The sequence below is a fragment of the Peribacillus sp. NPDC096448 genome, from assembly GCF_044762675.1.
GTDB classification, from domain to species: domain Bacteria; phylum Bacillota; class Bacilli; order Bacillales; family DSM-1321; genus Peribacillus; species Peribacillus frigoritolerans_B.
In genome coordinates this window covers 93,270-109,072 of sequence record NZ_JBIWEU010000014.1, presented here as the reverse complement: position 1 = coordinate 109,072, position 15,803 = coordinate 93,270, and the positions used below count along the sequence as shown (strand labels likewise).

General features: G+C 35.1%; 10 protein-coding genes and 1 pseudogene. 2 read left to right on the top strand and 9 right to left on the bottom strand.

The genetic code is table 11. The features are described from left to right. Positions 1 to 217 precede the first annotated feature (217 nt). Positions 218 to 1,768, top strand: a complete 1,551-nt coding sequence (gene spoVB, locus ACIQ0C_RS21515; RefSeq protein ID WP_403063810.1) for a stage V sporulation protein B — start codon at positions 218 to 220, stop codon at positions 1,766 to 1,768. A 355-nt stretch (positions 1,769 to 2,123) separates the two neighbouring features. Here spoVB and ACIQ0C_RS21510 read toward each other — a convergent pair. The 9 genes and pseudogenes from ACIQ0C_RS21510 to ACIQ0C_RS21470 form a co-directional block, all read right to left on the bottom strand. Continuing rightward, positions 2,124 to 2,237, bottom strand: a pseudogene (locus ACIQ0C_RS21510) (cytidine deaminase); the annotation flags it as partial. Positions 2,238 to 2,246: 9 nt separating this feature from the next. Continuing rightward, entirely contained in the window at positions 2,247 to 3,194 is a 948-nt protein-coding gene (locus ACIQ0C_RS21505) for an HNH endonuclease (protein ID WP_364277985.1), read from the bottom strand. A 12-nt stretch (positions 3,195 to 3,206) separates the two neighbouring features. Beyond that, complete coding sequence (locus ACIQ0C_RS21500; protein ID WP_403063807.1) at positions 3,207 to 4,658, bottom strand: AAA family ATPase; 1,452 nt, start codon at positions 4,656 to 4,658, stop codon at positions 3,207 to 3,209. Positions 4,659 to 4,942: 284 nt separating this feature from the next. After that, the gene (locus tag ACIQ0C_RS21495; RefSeq protein WP_403063834.1) at positions 4,943 to 5,515 is read right to left on the bottom strand and encodes a recombinase family protein; all 573 of its coding nucleotides are present in this window, start codon (positions 5,513 to 5,515) and stop codon (positions 4,943 to 4,945) included. Positions 5,516 to 5,983: 468 nt separating this feature from the next. Continuing rightward, positions 5,984 to 6,424 carry a hypothetical protein gene (locus ACIQ0C_RS21490; protein ID WP_403063804.1) on the bottom strand — a complete coding sequence of 147 codons (441 nt, stop codon included), beginning with the start codon at positions 6,422 to 6,424 and terminating at the stop codon, positions 5,984 to 5,986. Positions 6,425 to 6,973: 549 nt separating this feature from the next. Beyond that, positions 6,974 to 7,657: a MerR family transcriptional regulator gene (locus tag ACIQ0C_RS21485; protein WP_403063801.1), complete on the bottom strand. Its 684-nt coding sequence runs from the start codon at positions 7,655 to 7,657 to the stop codon at positions 6,974 to 6,976. 1,256 nt (positions 7,658 to 8,913) lie between these two features. Next, positions 8,914 to 9,333, bottom strand: coding sequence for a hypothetical protein (locus ACIQ0C_RS21480; RefSeq protein ID WP_289336461.1), 420 nt, complete (start codon positions 9,331 to 9,333; stop codon positions 8,914 to 8,916). A gap of 9 nt (positions 9,334 to 9,342) precedes the next feature. After that, complete coding sequence (locus ACIQ0C_RS21475) at positions 9,343 to 10,485, bottom strand: Alp7A family actin-like protein (RefSeq protein WP_403063797.1); 1,143 nt, start codon at positions 10,483 to 10,485, stop codon at positions 9,343 to 9,345. Positions 10,486 to 10,646: 161 nt separating this feature from the next. Continuing rightward, positions 10,647 to 12,506 (bottom strand): helix-turn-helix domain-containing protein, encoded by a 1,860-nt coding sequence (locus ACIQ0C_RS21470; RefSeq protein ID WP_403063794.1) that lies wholly within the window; start codon positions 12,504 to 12,506, stop codon positions 10,647 to 10,649. Positions 12,507 to 13,549: 1,043 nt separating this feature from the next. On the opposite strand from ACIQ0C_RS21470, the gene ACIQ0C_RS21465 reads away from it, so the two are divergent. Further along, complete coding sequence (locus ACIQ0C_RS21465) at positions 13,550 to 15,100, top strand: primase C-terminal domain-containing protein (protein ID WP_403063791.1); 1,551 nt, start codon at positions 13,550 to 13,552, stop codon at positions 15,098 to 15,100. Positions 15,101 to 15,803 lie beyond the last annotated feature (703 nt).

Here is a 15,803-nt window from a genome sequence, read left to right as displayed (position 1 = left end):
ATGAATAAATAGAAAGAGCATGTTTTGAAAAAAGATTAATTAAAACATGCCCTTATAATATTTAATTGGATTATTCTTTTATAAAAAAGATTGATCATTTTTGTGTTCCTTATGGAACTAACGCACCCGTTAGTTCTACAAAAAGAAAAAATAGAAAGCTAGTTTACCTTTATCATGCATATATTCAAATATGGACAAGATAAAGGGTGAATAATTGATGACTAAACAAACTCTTTTTAAAGGAACTATGATTTTAACAGTTGCCGCATTCATTACAAAGATATTGGGATTCGCCAACGGAATAGTATTAGCAAATGTAATAGGTCCTGAAGGCGTCGGACTTATCATGATGGCAATGCCTGTTACAGGTCTTTTAATTACATTAACTACGTTAGGACTTCCCATAGCTATATCTAAACTGGTTGCTGAAGCTGAAGTAAAGGGAAACTATAGACGTGTAAAAAAAATCCTGGTTGTATCATTAGTAACTACTAGCTTATTAGGATTTATTTTAATGATTATTGCAATTTTCGGTGCTAAGGCATTATCTTCACATTTTTTAACAGATCAAAGAGCTTATTATTCTTTACTTGCTGTTATACCGATAGTCCCTATTGTGGCAGTTTCTTCAGTCATAAAAGGATATTTCCGTGGCAAACAAAACATGACGCCAATTGCGCTATCCCAAGTAATTGAGCAAGTTGTTAGAATTGGGCTTATATTTTTTCTAGTTCAGTGGCTTCTTCCTTACGGAATCGAATATGCTGCAGCTGGGGCAGTACTTTGTGGAATTATTGGAGAAGGATTTTCTCTACTATATTTATTTTCTGTTTTTAAATGGTCCAAACATAAAAAATTCAAATTACACCATTCCTTTATTAAACAGCTCAGCAAAGGTAAGGAAATTTTCTTCGATTTACTTCAAACTGGTCTGCCGACAACTGGAAACGGCTTTATACAATCTTTGGTAGGAATCATTCAGCCCATTCTGATTACACAAAGTTTGGCTCTGGCCGGTATTGGAACGGCTTTAGCTACAAAACAATATGGTATTGTGATGGGATATGCTATACCTTTAATGCTTCTTCCGGGTTTTGTAACGAATTCTTTATCAGTAGCTTTAGTACCAGCCATTAGTGAATCGAAAGAGAATAATAATCAGCTTCTCATTAAGAAAAGAATTCAACAAGCTGTAAACATAGCTTTGATTGTAGGCGTTCCATGGACAATTATTTTGTACGTTTTTGCAGAGCCCTTAACGACTCTGATATATAAGTCACCAGAAGCAGGTACTTTTCTTAAAAACATGGGGCCATTCTTTCTATTACACTATTTCCGTACTCCCTTTCAAGCAGTACTGATTGGTTTAGGAAAAGCGAAAACTGTCATGATAAATAATTTAGTGGCTTCTATAATATCCTTAATTTCAATAGTCCTTCTTGCTTCAAACCCTGAATTAGGGATTTATGGAGTCGCCCTATCTTTAAATATAGGATTGACCTTAGGTACATCCCTTCATTTCTTTTCAATTAAAAAATTAATTGGGTTTTATTTAAACTTAATCGATACTATCAAAGTTACTTTATCCGGTATTATCATGGGGTACGGTGGGTTAATTACATTTAAATATATTGAAAGTAAGACTACAAATTCAATCGTGATATTGGTTATATCTTTAACGATTTCCTTGCTTAGTTATCTACTATTTCTACTTTTTTTCAAAATCATTGATTTAAAAAAATTGCATAAAAAGCATACATTTAACTAACTTACTGATCGGTGACAATACAGTTATTTAATTTTGCTTTTATAAAACACACTTAACACCGTCCTATTATTCAGACGGTGTTAAAATTTTCTTTAACCATCAGCAGAAATAAGTCGTTTAAACATCTTCCTTAATCAACTAACGCACCCGTTAGCCATCCATGAAGCGCAAAAATCAGCGCTTCACCACAGAGAATGAAAATTGGTCTCTATGTCGATAATGTTTTAATGGCTGGCGAAGAAGGTCGTTGAACTATGGTGCCTTTGAGCCCATCCGTTAGTCTGACTCCGACGACCACGGTGTACCACCGACTGTCGCGCCCTTTATGGGTAGCACTCATGGATACAGCTGGACCTTCTAAGGTTTTAAAATGTAATTGTTTCTCATTATTTGAGATAGATACTGCGACTTTTACATCCCTTCCCCAGTAAAATAATCTTTCTTGACAGACCCCATAAGGAGTTAATACTAAAATAGACTAGCTTCTACTCGTTAACTGAGAATCAAACTTTCTATAATTGCTTTGTAGTTGTGGGAGAGCAGTTTCTATAAACCAACTAGAATTTTTTAAAGCCTCAAACATTTTTGTTTGCCATGAATTCGGATTTTCAGATTGATATGATACTAGATTATCACTAATAAAATCTTTAGCCTTGTTTGAAGGGTTAGAAATATATTCTTTAACTAATGATTTTACTCTTTTATTAAATTCTCTTGTAGCGTTGTCAGCATATAATTTACTTAAATTAAGTAGCTTGAATTGATAATTGATACGCGATTTAAGTACTAAATCTACGATTGCATCTGAAACATCATAAGAAAATGTGATTGGCCACGTGTTATCAACAACTTTACATTTTAACCAATCTTGATTACTTATATCATCAAAATAAGGATGAATTAACATTTTATCTTCATTAAGGTTGTAATCATCTAATTTATCTTTATTGCAGTCCGAACAACAAGGTAGCAAATTTTCGGGCGTAATTGCAAACGAGACGAATTTGGTTTTAGGTAAATAATGATCTACTGTCTTAACCTCTCGATGTGAACAGTACGGACAAAGATTATAATATGTATTCGATAAAATTGAATCATACACTGTACGTCCAATCTTATTTGAATAAGGGTTATCAACTAGAAAGTTCGAATATACCTTTTCCATTTCTGTAGCACTGATGATCCTAGGGACTAAATCACCTAACTCAGCATTAGTAGGTATACTAATGGTATTGTGCTCTGTAAGTGTGTGAAGTAATTTATTTTCACCTAATATTCGGTAATCGTTTTGAGCATCTTGGAGGAAAGGTTTTATGGACAATAATCTAGTTTTAAAGAATTTATTTTTGTGATTATCATGCCGACCATCTAGCATCTCATCAAAAAAATCTTCAATCCTATATTCTGGTAAAGTTAATAAGTACATATAGTTATCCTCTTATTTTTCTCCATTTATTTCATTTAAGTGTGTTCGAATAACTGACTTTGCTTCGATACTAAGTTCATTGTTAAAGAGATTAAGAACCTCATCATAATTGGGGGTTTTTTCAACTTCTTTTCTAAGTAGCATATGAAATCCTGTTTTAGGGATTTCTAGTCCAAATACTTCTTCTGTTAAGACACCTATATTTTCCCCAAAAGTTTCGAAACGAGGACGAGTAATATTCATCTGAGCTCCATGTTTCCGTATAATAGATACACATGATTTAGGTACCTCTTGCAATACAACGGGTGAGTGGGTTGCTAATATAGCTACAGCATTTTCTGCAATCGTAATTTCTGAAATTGCACGGACAAAGGCTGATAATAAAGGTGGATGTAGATGTGTTTCTGGTTCATCAATAAGAATTAATGTTTTTTCTACTATTAAATCAACAATTTTAGTTATTGATAATAATATTATTTGATGACCAGAACTAAGAATATCAAAACCTTCGCTAAGTAAAGAACTACATTTTTCTACAGCTTCATTATCTTGAGAAGTATTGAAAAATTGTTTTAGAATATTTATTAAACCAAATTTTTCTAAATTATAATCTGAATTTAATATTACCAACATTTGAAGTAAGTAGTGGTATCTTTTTTTTGATAGTATACTTTTAATCGAATTATGAAATTCTAATTTCAGATCTTCTTGTGATTTTGTTTTTGAATCGTGAGTTTTGACACCTACATAATAATATTCTTTTCCTGAATTAGTGGATTCATAATGGCCATTTTTATCAAAAATACTAAAGGAAATAAATATAGCATTTGAAAATTCCTCATTTAAACTATTTCCTAAATATCCATCTATAATTCCTTTAAGAGTTGTAGTTTTTCCTGAACCGTTAGTACCAATAATGGTATGGATGTTGGTTGGGGGTAATGATTCAGGTATTACTTCAAAATTAAATGTAGAAACTTTATCTCCTGATTGTGTATCAAATTTAAAATCATATTCAGTTAAAATTGCGCCACCATGAGCTATTCTTCTAAATTGTGTATTTATTATTTTTTTATTCACTTGTCTTAGCAATGACGATTTTACTACTTCTTCTTCGATGACCTCATCGTAAATATTTTCAAAGTATGCTAAATCATTTAAACCGATTAAACAATCGATTCTAACATCATCGCCTAGCCTACGAAGTTTACTATAAAATTTCACACTTTGTCCTAGAGAAAAATAATCGTTAGGAAGACTATTGAAAGAGTTTTGAAGCTGAATATATCCTTCTTCTTGCCCTTTATAACCAATCTTGACATGCCCAATCTCGGTTTCATTTAAATTTTCATCAAGATAAAATAGGTTGAAAAGTGTATAGAATCCATAATCATTCCAATTATCGCTAACTAAATGAAATCCTGGTCTATATCTTCTAGTATTAAAGGGAGTTAAATAAAACAATATTTGAAACCTCCAAGTTTTTATTTGGATTAATTTTAGCTGGAGTGCGTTCGATTGAAATTCTTACTATTATTGTACTTTAATTGAAAAAATCAGACACTTAATATTTGAGTATTTTCCATAAATATTAGGCACGAATCATCGTTTCCGGACGCCCTACTAAATAATACCCACGACATTAAAAAGTCGCGCACTTTCTATATTGTCACTACCTATTGGAAATGGGGTTTTCAATTTCGAATTTATTAATAAACCTGATTATCAGTACTTTCACCAAATTTATATTATTTAATTTTTGCATATAAGGTGGAACGTGGAACTCCTGTAGCTTTTACAATGTCATTCACACTCATTCCATTTGTTACACGTTCATTATATAGCTTAATAGCCCGTTTTATAGTCTTTTCGTCTTGTCCTGGTCTTCCCATATGTTTCCCTTGCCTTTTTGCTCTCTCCCGGCCTTCTGTTGTTCTTTCTACAATAAGATCACGTTCAAATTGTGCGAATGAACCTAAAATGTTAAAAAGCAGTGTTTGTAAGCTGTTTCCTTCGTTTGAACCATCAAACTTCATATCTTCCTTTACAAATCTTACATTAACCCCTTTTTCAGCTAATTCATGAACTATCTTATTTAAGTCCATAATAGAACGAGCTAAACGATCTATTTTCGTTACTACTAATGTATCTCCTTCTCGGGCAAATTCAATAGCTTCATAAAGTTGGGTTCTTTGTTTTGTACTTGTTCCGGTTACTTTTTCAACAAAAATATTTTTGCACCCTTCATTTTCCAAGATTTCCTTTTGTGTTTCTAAATCTTGGCCAGTAGTTGAAACCCTCGCATAACCAATTAGCAATATGTATCACCCTCTGTCTATAAGTCTTAAATCTTTTATACAGTTAATTATAGACTAACTTTTAGACATAAAACAAGAATAAATAAACAAATAATTTTACTGCATTTTAGAATGTCTTAAAGTTTTAACTTTTAGACATTCTAAATACACAGAAAATCATTAGTGCAAACTGATGTGAGCATGATAAAAGGCAGCCGCATTTGTTGCTTTGAAATAAATTTTGATCAAATTAACACTAATAACCTTAATATAAGAGCAATTAGAAAAAGCATGTTTTGAAAAAAGATTAATCAAAACATGCTCTTATTTAATGTAATGGATTAACTTCTATATAAAAAAGTTTGATCATTTTTGGAAAATCCTAGTTGCACTAAAGAGAAGAATGGAAATATAGTATACATAGAATAAGGGGGTGTAGTTTGGTTAATACAGTACTCCCTTACTTTAATAATTTTATTTTTCATCCAACAATTATCTCCAAACTTCGTATAACATATCTCCATGGTGGTACCAATATGTTTCATTATCATAAACATAAACGTCATAATCTCCACCGTTCATATTTGTAAATGTTGGAGCAGTATATCGAAATGATTTAGTTGTAGTACATGTTGAGGTACCTGCTCTACAGAGTTTAACAGAAAGTGCTCCATCATTCTGTATTCCTCCTTGTGTTTCCCAAGTAGATGTATGTGTTTTATACCAATAAGAATCAGTGTAAAAAGAAATATTTGCTCCTCGTCCTACGTTTGTAATTCGATGTTCACGTGATTTTGAATAAGTATTAAATTCAAATGTACTAGTATTAGAGCCAGCATCTGCTTTAGATTGAGGGAAAATTACAAAAATCATTGAAAAGCATAAAACAAACGGTAACAGCCATTTCTTTATAATTCTTTGAGATAATGTCATTTTTTCTTCTCCCTTCTCCTTTAAAAAGTAAGACTTATTAATCAAGTTTCTTCATTCACGCCACTTTATATTTTTATCATACACAATGAAAATCTCCCCTCCTCATTTTATTGTTAATGCGTTAAAAACTGCTCTTTGATTCTAAGTGTTTTTCTGTCACATACGGTAGTGTCAAAATGTCATGGTTTCTATGACATAGCTATTAATACAGCCGTATCCCACTCAATTTTTGTTGTTCTTTATAAATAGGGGTCCTACCACATGCACATCAAGCTAACAATAACGAGTTACCCCAAAACGATAAAAACGGTAAAATGCACAAAATTTTCGTTCTGGGGGTATTATGATACCTTACCTTGATTGGCATGTGGCTGAACCCCTATATCTAAATATTACCATTATCATCAACTTCTTCTTCAACTAATCTGCCCCGATAGTTGAACAAGAAAAGCGTCACTTCCTTCTAGAAGTAACGCCACCCTTTAGTTTTCAGAAATTATAAATTTTGTATAATACCCCATATTAATTAGGGTCTAGACTTTTCATTTTCTACTTTTCCAGTTCCATTTCTTTTTTCAACCGTTCCACAAAACGGTCATTGATATAAGTACGGACAAACTGGTCCTTTTTCTCCAAATCGATGTCTTTTCTAAAAAAACCCACCCTCTTAAGGCGTTGATCCTCAGGCAAGTTGGACCATGCCTGGTTCGCCTCCTCTTCCAGTGAATTTTCAATCTTTCTCTGGATCACCATCGCTTGAAAGCTTTGGTTCTTTCTTTCTTCTATAGATGGTGGTTTGGGCAAGCCGTTTAGTAACTGTTCATATTGGCTTTTCAACTCTTCGACTTTTGCGGTAGCCATTTCTTCAAAAGTTTTCTTTACTTCATCTGTTATCTGTTTTTTCAAAGTCTCCATATTGTCTACATATGGAGCAGGTTTCTCTTTTTTTACAGGGAATGGTCTTAACTCAAAAAAGTTTGAGAGATCATTTGAAATTGCTGATAAGGCCCACTTCTCTTCCCTTCTCTTCTTTATAAACATTGCAATTTTTAAATCTAATTCATCGTACACCTTTTCATTGGTTTCTAGAGTACGATTTATATAATGGAGGCGTTCTTTCTCTAACCGTTTAAACCAACCGTCCACTGTATTAATATGTATATTTTGATTGTTCAGATGAGTTTTTAACGTTTCTACAAAATCGCTAATTTTCCAAAAGGTTTCTTCTGACATTTTTGAACCCCCTAAATTTATTTTTTTGTCTTATTTATTAAAAGTCTCTAAATAATGAACTATATGTAGAACACAAAGCACAAATGGTCTACATATATAACGGTTTTACCGGTAGTAATAGAAAGAATAATAAGATGTTCTGTTTATGTAGACTATTTATGGTTTATTGAGTATCTGTGCTCTATACCCTTTTTCTAATTAAGTAAGAAAATGACCGTTGATCGTAGACTCGAAAAACCTTGTCTAGAAATTGGTTTTTAGTATTGAAATGTAGCCTCTGGATTATAGTCTATATGTAGAATACAAAACACAAATGGTCTACATTAGTAACTGTTATAATTGGAGTAGCAGTTAAATAATAGAATGAAAAAGGTTAATATAATTATCTAGCTGTAGTTCCAGATTCATGTAGGCTATATATGGTGATACTTTATAGACTATTTATTGATTATAGAGTATATGTGCCCTCTAAGTTTCTTTTCTTAAGTTAGCAACAAGGAATATATGGTGTAGATATTCCTCTATAATATGGTCTATATGTAGAATACAAAACATATATGGTCTACACCAGTAACTGTTGTATTTGCAGTAACAGTTAAGTGGTAAAAAGAATATGATTAAAAAAATGTTCTATTTATGGATCTGGGTTTATGTAGGCTATATAAAGATAGTTTATAGACCATTTATAGATTATAGAGTATATGTGCTCTATAAGTTCCTTTACTTAAGTTAGATAAGATACATTGTTTTGAAACTTGAAAACTACCTATTTAGATTTAGTGAATATATGGAATAGATGTAGCCTCTAAATTATAGCCTATATGTGGAACACAAAATACAAATGGACCACATGATTAATAATATTATACAAGACTAGTAACGAATAACAAAATAAAAAAGAATTATAAGATGGCCATTTTTGCTTTATAATTTTTTATTTAAGGAGAAAGTTATAGCCATTTTGGAGCAGGGGGAGATTATTCCTTTAATTCAACCATCTGTAGCTTAAATCCTGATAAATTTATAGACTATATTTAGTTTACAGAACACCACTGATCTATATAAAGAGATTTGTTTGCTGCAACTTTGGGGGAGGGGTAACATTCTAACCATGTGAGTAACAAAAAAATGTAGAATTCAAGTTGTTTGTGCTCTATATAGCTTTCTATATGTATTTGACTTTCAATAAGCAATGTCCTTTCTCTGATTTTGACTGATTTTGTCTATAACAGGAAAAACCCCATCAAAGGATAGGGTTAGTCGTCGTCGTCAAAATCTAAGAATGTTTTTTGTGCAAATTTTTGAATGGCTGCATTTGCTTTAAATGCGGTGTTTTCTTCTTGCTTATTTTCAAGAGTCTGATTAAATTCAAAGGCTTTATTAGGCTTGGTCACTACCTGATAAAGAAGTTGACCAATCAATGCCCTTGTATTAGGATGGTTCATCCATTCCTTTTGTTCAGCTGTCAAACCTTCGGGCAGACTAATGGTGATTTGATCACTATCTGTATTCCCCAAGGCTTTTTGCGAAACAGCCTTAACAAAGATCGGAGCTATTTCACTACTGAATTTCCTGCCTAATTCCTTTTTCCTGCTTATTAAATACTCACTGACATGTAAAGGGGTGTCAGAGGGTAAGCGAAAAGAGATGGTTTTTCCAGGCTCAAATTGTTCCATGGATTTATATCACTCTTTTGTAGCTGCCACGTTTTGTGTAGATATCCCTTTACTTTGTAAATACATAAGCAAAATTTTAAAATAGGCTCGTGTAATCATCCATACGCTGTCATCTTCCGAAACGAAACGGAGAGGGTAGTTTTTGTCAGCTTGATTCAGTGCATTCAAGTAAGGTTTTAACACTAAGGATCCGCCCCCAATTTGATAGGCCAGTCTTATATCCGGAACATTCCGCCACATATCTTTAATTAATTTATATTCTTCTTTGGCCAAAACGGATAATTCTTCATCAATGATATCCTTTATGGAGACTCTATTCCCATTAACCCAGATATGATATTGTTCATCAGGCTGTTCATTTGTGATGATTTCTACGAGGGTGCGTCTACTTTTAATGGTGTATTTGTATTTGGAATAGACTTTCTTGATAATGTTATCCAAATAGGTGGATACACCTCTTTTTATTCCATTGCTGTATTCATTATCCACTTCAGCTTCATCGGTGATGATGGCTGAGTCCGTTGATAAGCCCCCAATATCGTTGATGAGTATTGTTTTTCCTATGAGTTCTTCGTTTTTGGTAGAACCGTCATCATTTGTTGTCAAATCCACAAATGCTGCGAATCCTTCCGTATTCACAAGTATTTGCTCGAATTTAATCCGAATAATTTTACCTTCTAGGGAAGGTGTTTTTAAGAATTTTACCTCATGTTGTGAGTTTTTCAACTTTTTTCGGAAGTCTTTAGCTTTTCCTTGTTTAGTTTCATCCAGGGGCAATCCTGTTGATAAGTAATATGTGGCTTCAATCACACCATCTTCTTCAGGGAATTGTTCCACGGCATCATAAGCAAGGGTTGTCAATAGCATGATGACAGGTTGGTCACTTTCGGATTTATCCTGGTCTGGCGTTAATTCGTCATTATTTGGATACTTGGATGCTAACTTTCCGACTGCAAAACTTCCGTTTTTATTTTTTAAGGCGGATGAAGTAATCTCCACATGTAATCCATTCAATATGTTTTTTTCCATCTCCACAATTTCCCGATCTTGCACTTCTGCTATAACGTTAGGTATGTATACACGATTTTCAATACTTCCCAAGAATCCTTTCACCGCATCATTACCAACATCAACTGATACAAATCTAGCCATTTTTAATAGATTCCTCCTTGGTTTCATTTATTTTCATTGAAATCTAATGTAATTGTATGCTTTTTGTATGCAACTGTCAAACTTGAATGCAAATTGCATGCAATTGAGAATTTCCTGTTCCGATGTAGGGAGTAAACAAAAAGACAAAACTCTAACGATAATCAATTAGAGTTTTGTCTTTTGGATTTTTCTTTTATCCAATTGAGCATTTTTTCATCGTTCTTGTTGTTTTGACGCTTATTTTCCTTTCTTAGGTATCGCGAAAGGGTAGAGTGGGAAATGCCGATTTCCTCTGCCGTCTGTCGTATACTCATATTTTGGGAGTCCATCATTTCTCTCATCGTCTCAGGAGAAAGCGCCAATTCCTTTTCCGGTCCAAAATGAAATACCTGCTGCTCTGTTTTCGGAAGGTTAGTGGTGATCACGGATGTCACTTTGGATGGAATCTCAATGGAGTCTTCCATTTCAAGTGTAGGAGCCAACTCATTTAGTGAAAAGTCCTGGGAGAAAAAAAGGTCTTCTGAAATCGAATTTTCGTGACTTATCTGATTCATCCGTTCAATAATTTCCTCATTCACCAAGCGGTTTGAATCTATCATCATTTTTTTCTGGTTCTCTTTAACGACAATGTCTGTTGGTAGAATAAGCACATTCAACTTGGTCCAATAGCCTTGGAACCATCCCTTTTTTCCAACTTGTTCTTCATCGATCTCCTCGGTGTAGCTCCAGCTACTGATCACGCTGTCCTTTTGCAATTCATCCAAAACGTTTTCAAACTTATCCCTTTTTTGCACCCCGTTATATCGACTGGATATGTCCATTATTTTCAACAGGGTAGAGACCTTAAACGGTTGATGCAAGGATCTTCTAATGGTCCTGATTTTCCACTGTAGATTTAGGTAGCGGGTCAATCGCTTGTGTTCGCGCTGAGTGTAGTGGCTATACTGAAACACTTTTAAATCCAACAAGCCAAGTGTGCGATTTGGTCCATCTAAGTAAGGGGTAAGAATAGGGGATGGCTTTACCTGTACGGCATATATCCCTTTCGCTTCCCCTGTCTTTTTATCATAAGCAACACGGATTTTTCCGATTTCGAACATTCTCTGGAAATCCTTGAATTCATAAAGTTCATTGTCCTGGATATCCTGGGTGTTGATCACTTTTACCTGTTGATTGCCCAGAGAGATCCAAATGCTTGAAAGTGCAGCTACCCGTTTCATGATATTGAAGCGATCTTCCTCACGGAAGTCCAGTTCCCGTCCTTGTGCAGTCCGTTTTTTCAGGTTCCTAAGTTGTAAGGCATCATTGCTATGAAACTCAATATACCCGTCAATGGACTTGGGCGAGACCATCCATAAATATGTAATTAAGTCAAAGAGGTCGGCGGTCATTTCATCCAATGAGTTTATAGTGGATTCTATTAGTTCAAGCCACATTTCCTGTTGATCGGAAGCTAGCTCAGCTTTCTGTGATTCTGGGGGCCTTATTTCAGCTAATCCTCTAACGTGTCCACGGTTGTCTATAATCTCGGTTGCCAAGAGACCAGCCTCTCCTTTTTTAAAGTCCTTTTTCTTTGTCACGATGTCTCTCATTAAATGATAGTCAATATCCATGCTTGAATAGATATAGTGACGGCTCAAGGCCTCACTTATTTTCTCTTCGTTCGCACTGCGTTTTATCTCGTCCATCGGGAATTCGTGTATGAAATGTCCGGCCAATATGACCTTGATTGTATCCTGATAACTGTCCACGGCCTTTTTTATCATTTCTTTTGTTATAAGTTTTTCGAAGTATAACGTTTGAGTGAATAAGGAAAATAAGGCCCGGAAGCTTGGTCCCATGGTAAAGCCCGGAACCTGATTTTTTACCTCTTCCTCTGTCATACGATAGGCTTCCTGTCTCCATTTGTCCAAAATATAAGGACGATCTTCAAATAAAATCTTGGTTTCTTCGAAAATAGAAATTTTCAGAAACTCATAGTTCAAAATCATACGATCATGTATGTCCTGATACCTCAACAACAACCCCATCCTCTCTATTGCAGGGAATCCTTGGGTGGAAAGATTAGAACCTTATCATCTAAAATGCACCACTTTTTTATCATTATAACAAGAGTGGACCACATTTCGAAGAGTAAATGCACCATTTACTACACAGGTTTCGAATTAATGGTGCAAATGCACCAGTTCCAGTCTAATTCCTTCCATACCTCTAATAATAAGGAATTCTGCACTAGCTAAACGCTTTAAAACAAGGAGGAATAGTCAGTCACTTCACTATTAGAAATATTCCTTTGAAATTGAGCTTTTAAAATGCACCATCATTCTATGTGTGAGCGGAACCTGTGTACCATTTCATAGATGAAATGCACCACATATGCCCTATATGTGGCACATTTTTTAGTGATCATGAAATCTTAGAAAATGCCACTTTGAAATCTTTTTGGGGATATTGAGTATAATATGCACCAATACAATGAATTCGAGCGGAACCTGTGTACTATCCTATGAAAGAAATGCACCAAACTTATATTTTCGGAGACGAAGTGAGCGGAACCTGTGTAGGTGGGGGAAACGTTGGTGAAACAACCATTCAGCACCGATTTACTTTTCTTCACCTTAAAATTGCACTCACCTTTTGAAGGAATATTTAGAGGTTGAGCGTAACCTGTATACCAAAAGTGCACCACATGACCATAAAGTTGAGCGTAACCTGTTTGGCAAAATTTTTGGTTTTACGTTCACGATGCTTAATATAACTGTTTTTTTCAGTAACCTATTCAATTTGATATATGTGCACAATTGGTCCATTATTGGCCTTTTTGGTGCAAAAAGCGAGCGTAACTTGCATAATAAAAAAATTTAATGTTTTTTTCTATCCCTTGGGGCTCTAAGCCTCAGGGGCTTTTTTGTTTTTGGTGCATTTCTCTTAGAGAGCACCATTTTTCAAAAGTCGAGTTCGATATACTTTATTCAACAAAAAGTTCCATGTAAGAAGTGTAAATCGGTGCAATTTATTTTAACTTTAGCTGTTTGTATCAAGTATTAGGAGGAAGGTGCAAATCATGGGAACTCCATTGGCAGAAAATCGTAAAAGAGGCCTTCATTCAATCGTTGAAATCATGAAATTTATGACCCATGATGGCTTGCTTCTATACAAAAAAAAGGGTACCCGCCAACCTATAAGCAGGGTGGTTGCATACGAGAAAGCTATGAGCGAATCCAAGAATCATAAAGGCGTGGTCTTTGTATCGCCATCCAAGGCCGAACTTGTGGAGGGAAAAGGCTACGTCGTGACCTCTTACGAAACGCTTCAGGAAAAGTATCAAAACCTGTCACACTGGACACCCAATACCTACCGAGGTGGTACATACTATGATTTCAAAAAACGCATCATCAAGGGGCATCAGCGTGAAAACCTTAAACAAATTCATGTCATAGGACTTGATATAGATTCGAAGGAAGTGGATTTGTACGCCCTTTACCTTGGATGTGAGGAATTGGGATTACCAAGGCCAAATCTTCTGCTGGAAACTCCAAGGGGATTCCAGGTCTTCTTTGTCCTGGAAACTCCCTTCCACATAAACAAAAAACACGATTACAAGGCTTTAAGAGTGGCCGAGCGCCTGTCAGAAAATATTCGAAAAGCGCTTAAGAAATATGTACCGGTCGATACCGGATGTATCCCTTTCGGCTTCTACCGCATCCCAAGAGAAGACAATGTACTGGATTTCTATGACCAGCCTGCCAATACAAGCCTATTGCTTACCTGGTCCAAACAGTATGAAGAGCAGGAGAATAGGAATTTCCTGCGTGTGGTCTACAACAAGAATGCACCAGCAATCGATCAAACATCCTCGGACTGGTATCGTGCGCTTATTCAGGCTACACATATCGAGAAGGGGCATTATGGCTCCAGCCGCAATAATGCGCTCATGACGCTTGCACTTGCCAATTTTGCGAGTGGTAAGACAATCGAAGAAGCTTATGATGAACTTGATCAATTCAACAGCAACCTCGAACAACCACTTAACAAAAGAGAATTTGAACGAATCCTGAAGAGTGCTTATTCAGGAAAATATAAGGGCGTAAAGCGTTCATATGTGGAAGACTTACTCGAGCTTTGGACAAATGGACAAGCTAAATTTAAGGGAAGGGAAGGGTGGTATAAATTCAAAAAGCCTCGGGAAGAACGAGTGCGATCCCATTATAAGGAGTGGGAAGAGGATATCATTTCCTATCTGGATACCCATACAAGCCCTGAAACGCCGTTTTTGGAGGCTTCTTTGAAAAACCTTGCTGAAATCTTTGGAATGCCCCTCTCCACGCTTAAAGAGGTCTGCAAGCAATCTAGTAAACTCAAAAAGTTTACGATAGGCCGCGGACGCGGGGCAGTCACTAAACTGGCCAGCCGTTCCATGCTATTCCAAAACTTGTTACTATTACGTAGGAATCACATTCGCCAAGCCCAGCTGACTTTTGCCGAATTGCTGCCCGTTCCGAATCAATTTACGGCTGTCCTTCCATTACCCACATTGGAAGCCGAATTGTTGACGCATGAAGTGGATATAATATATAGGTCAGGATCTTCTCCACCGGAAAAGAGGACTTCTTAAAATAATAAGCCAATCTGCCAATACATATCTATAGTATCCTGTCCTTGTGGTTTTATAAGAATTATTGCCCCTAGTTATACTTAGTGTTTCTATGGAGGCTAGGGTGTTCTTGTTGATGATCACTTTTGTTGATCTAATTTTATCTGGGGAATGTAGGGGTATTTGAATGGTTAGTAACTGGATAGATGAATTTTGTGGGGAGAGTAGTAGCAGCTTGGATAATTGCTAGTTATCAATTTCCATTCATTATTTTATACATATAGGGGATTTTAGTTAGTGGGATTTTTGAAATTTCAAAAGGTCATCTTAGATTTTTAGTAATCTTTAGTTGTTTTCATTAAGAACCTGAAACTAGGTATCTTAAGTCCTTATTCTTGTTTGATGATCAGGTGATTTTAGTATTAGACTATAAGGAAATGTAGGCGATTATACATAAGTGATCATCCAAAAATATGGTAATTTTTAATCAATTCTCTTTACAAACATTGCCAAACAAATGTACGTCTAGTAGACTTAAAATAAGTAAAAAAATAACAAATATTATAGATTCCTATACGTAAATGGAACGGGAATGAATGTCTTTGTTATTTGCGGTTATGAAATGGCGACCAGCCCAATCACACAAAGGGCTGAATACCCCCTGTTTATTCTCGTTACCTGCAGAAGACCTCGCCTATACTACGTAAACATAGCCGAGGTCTTC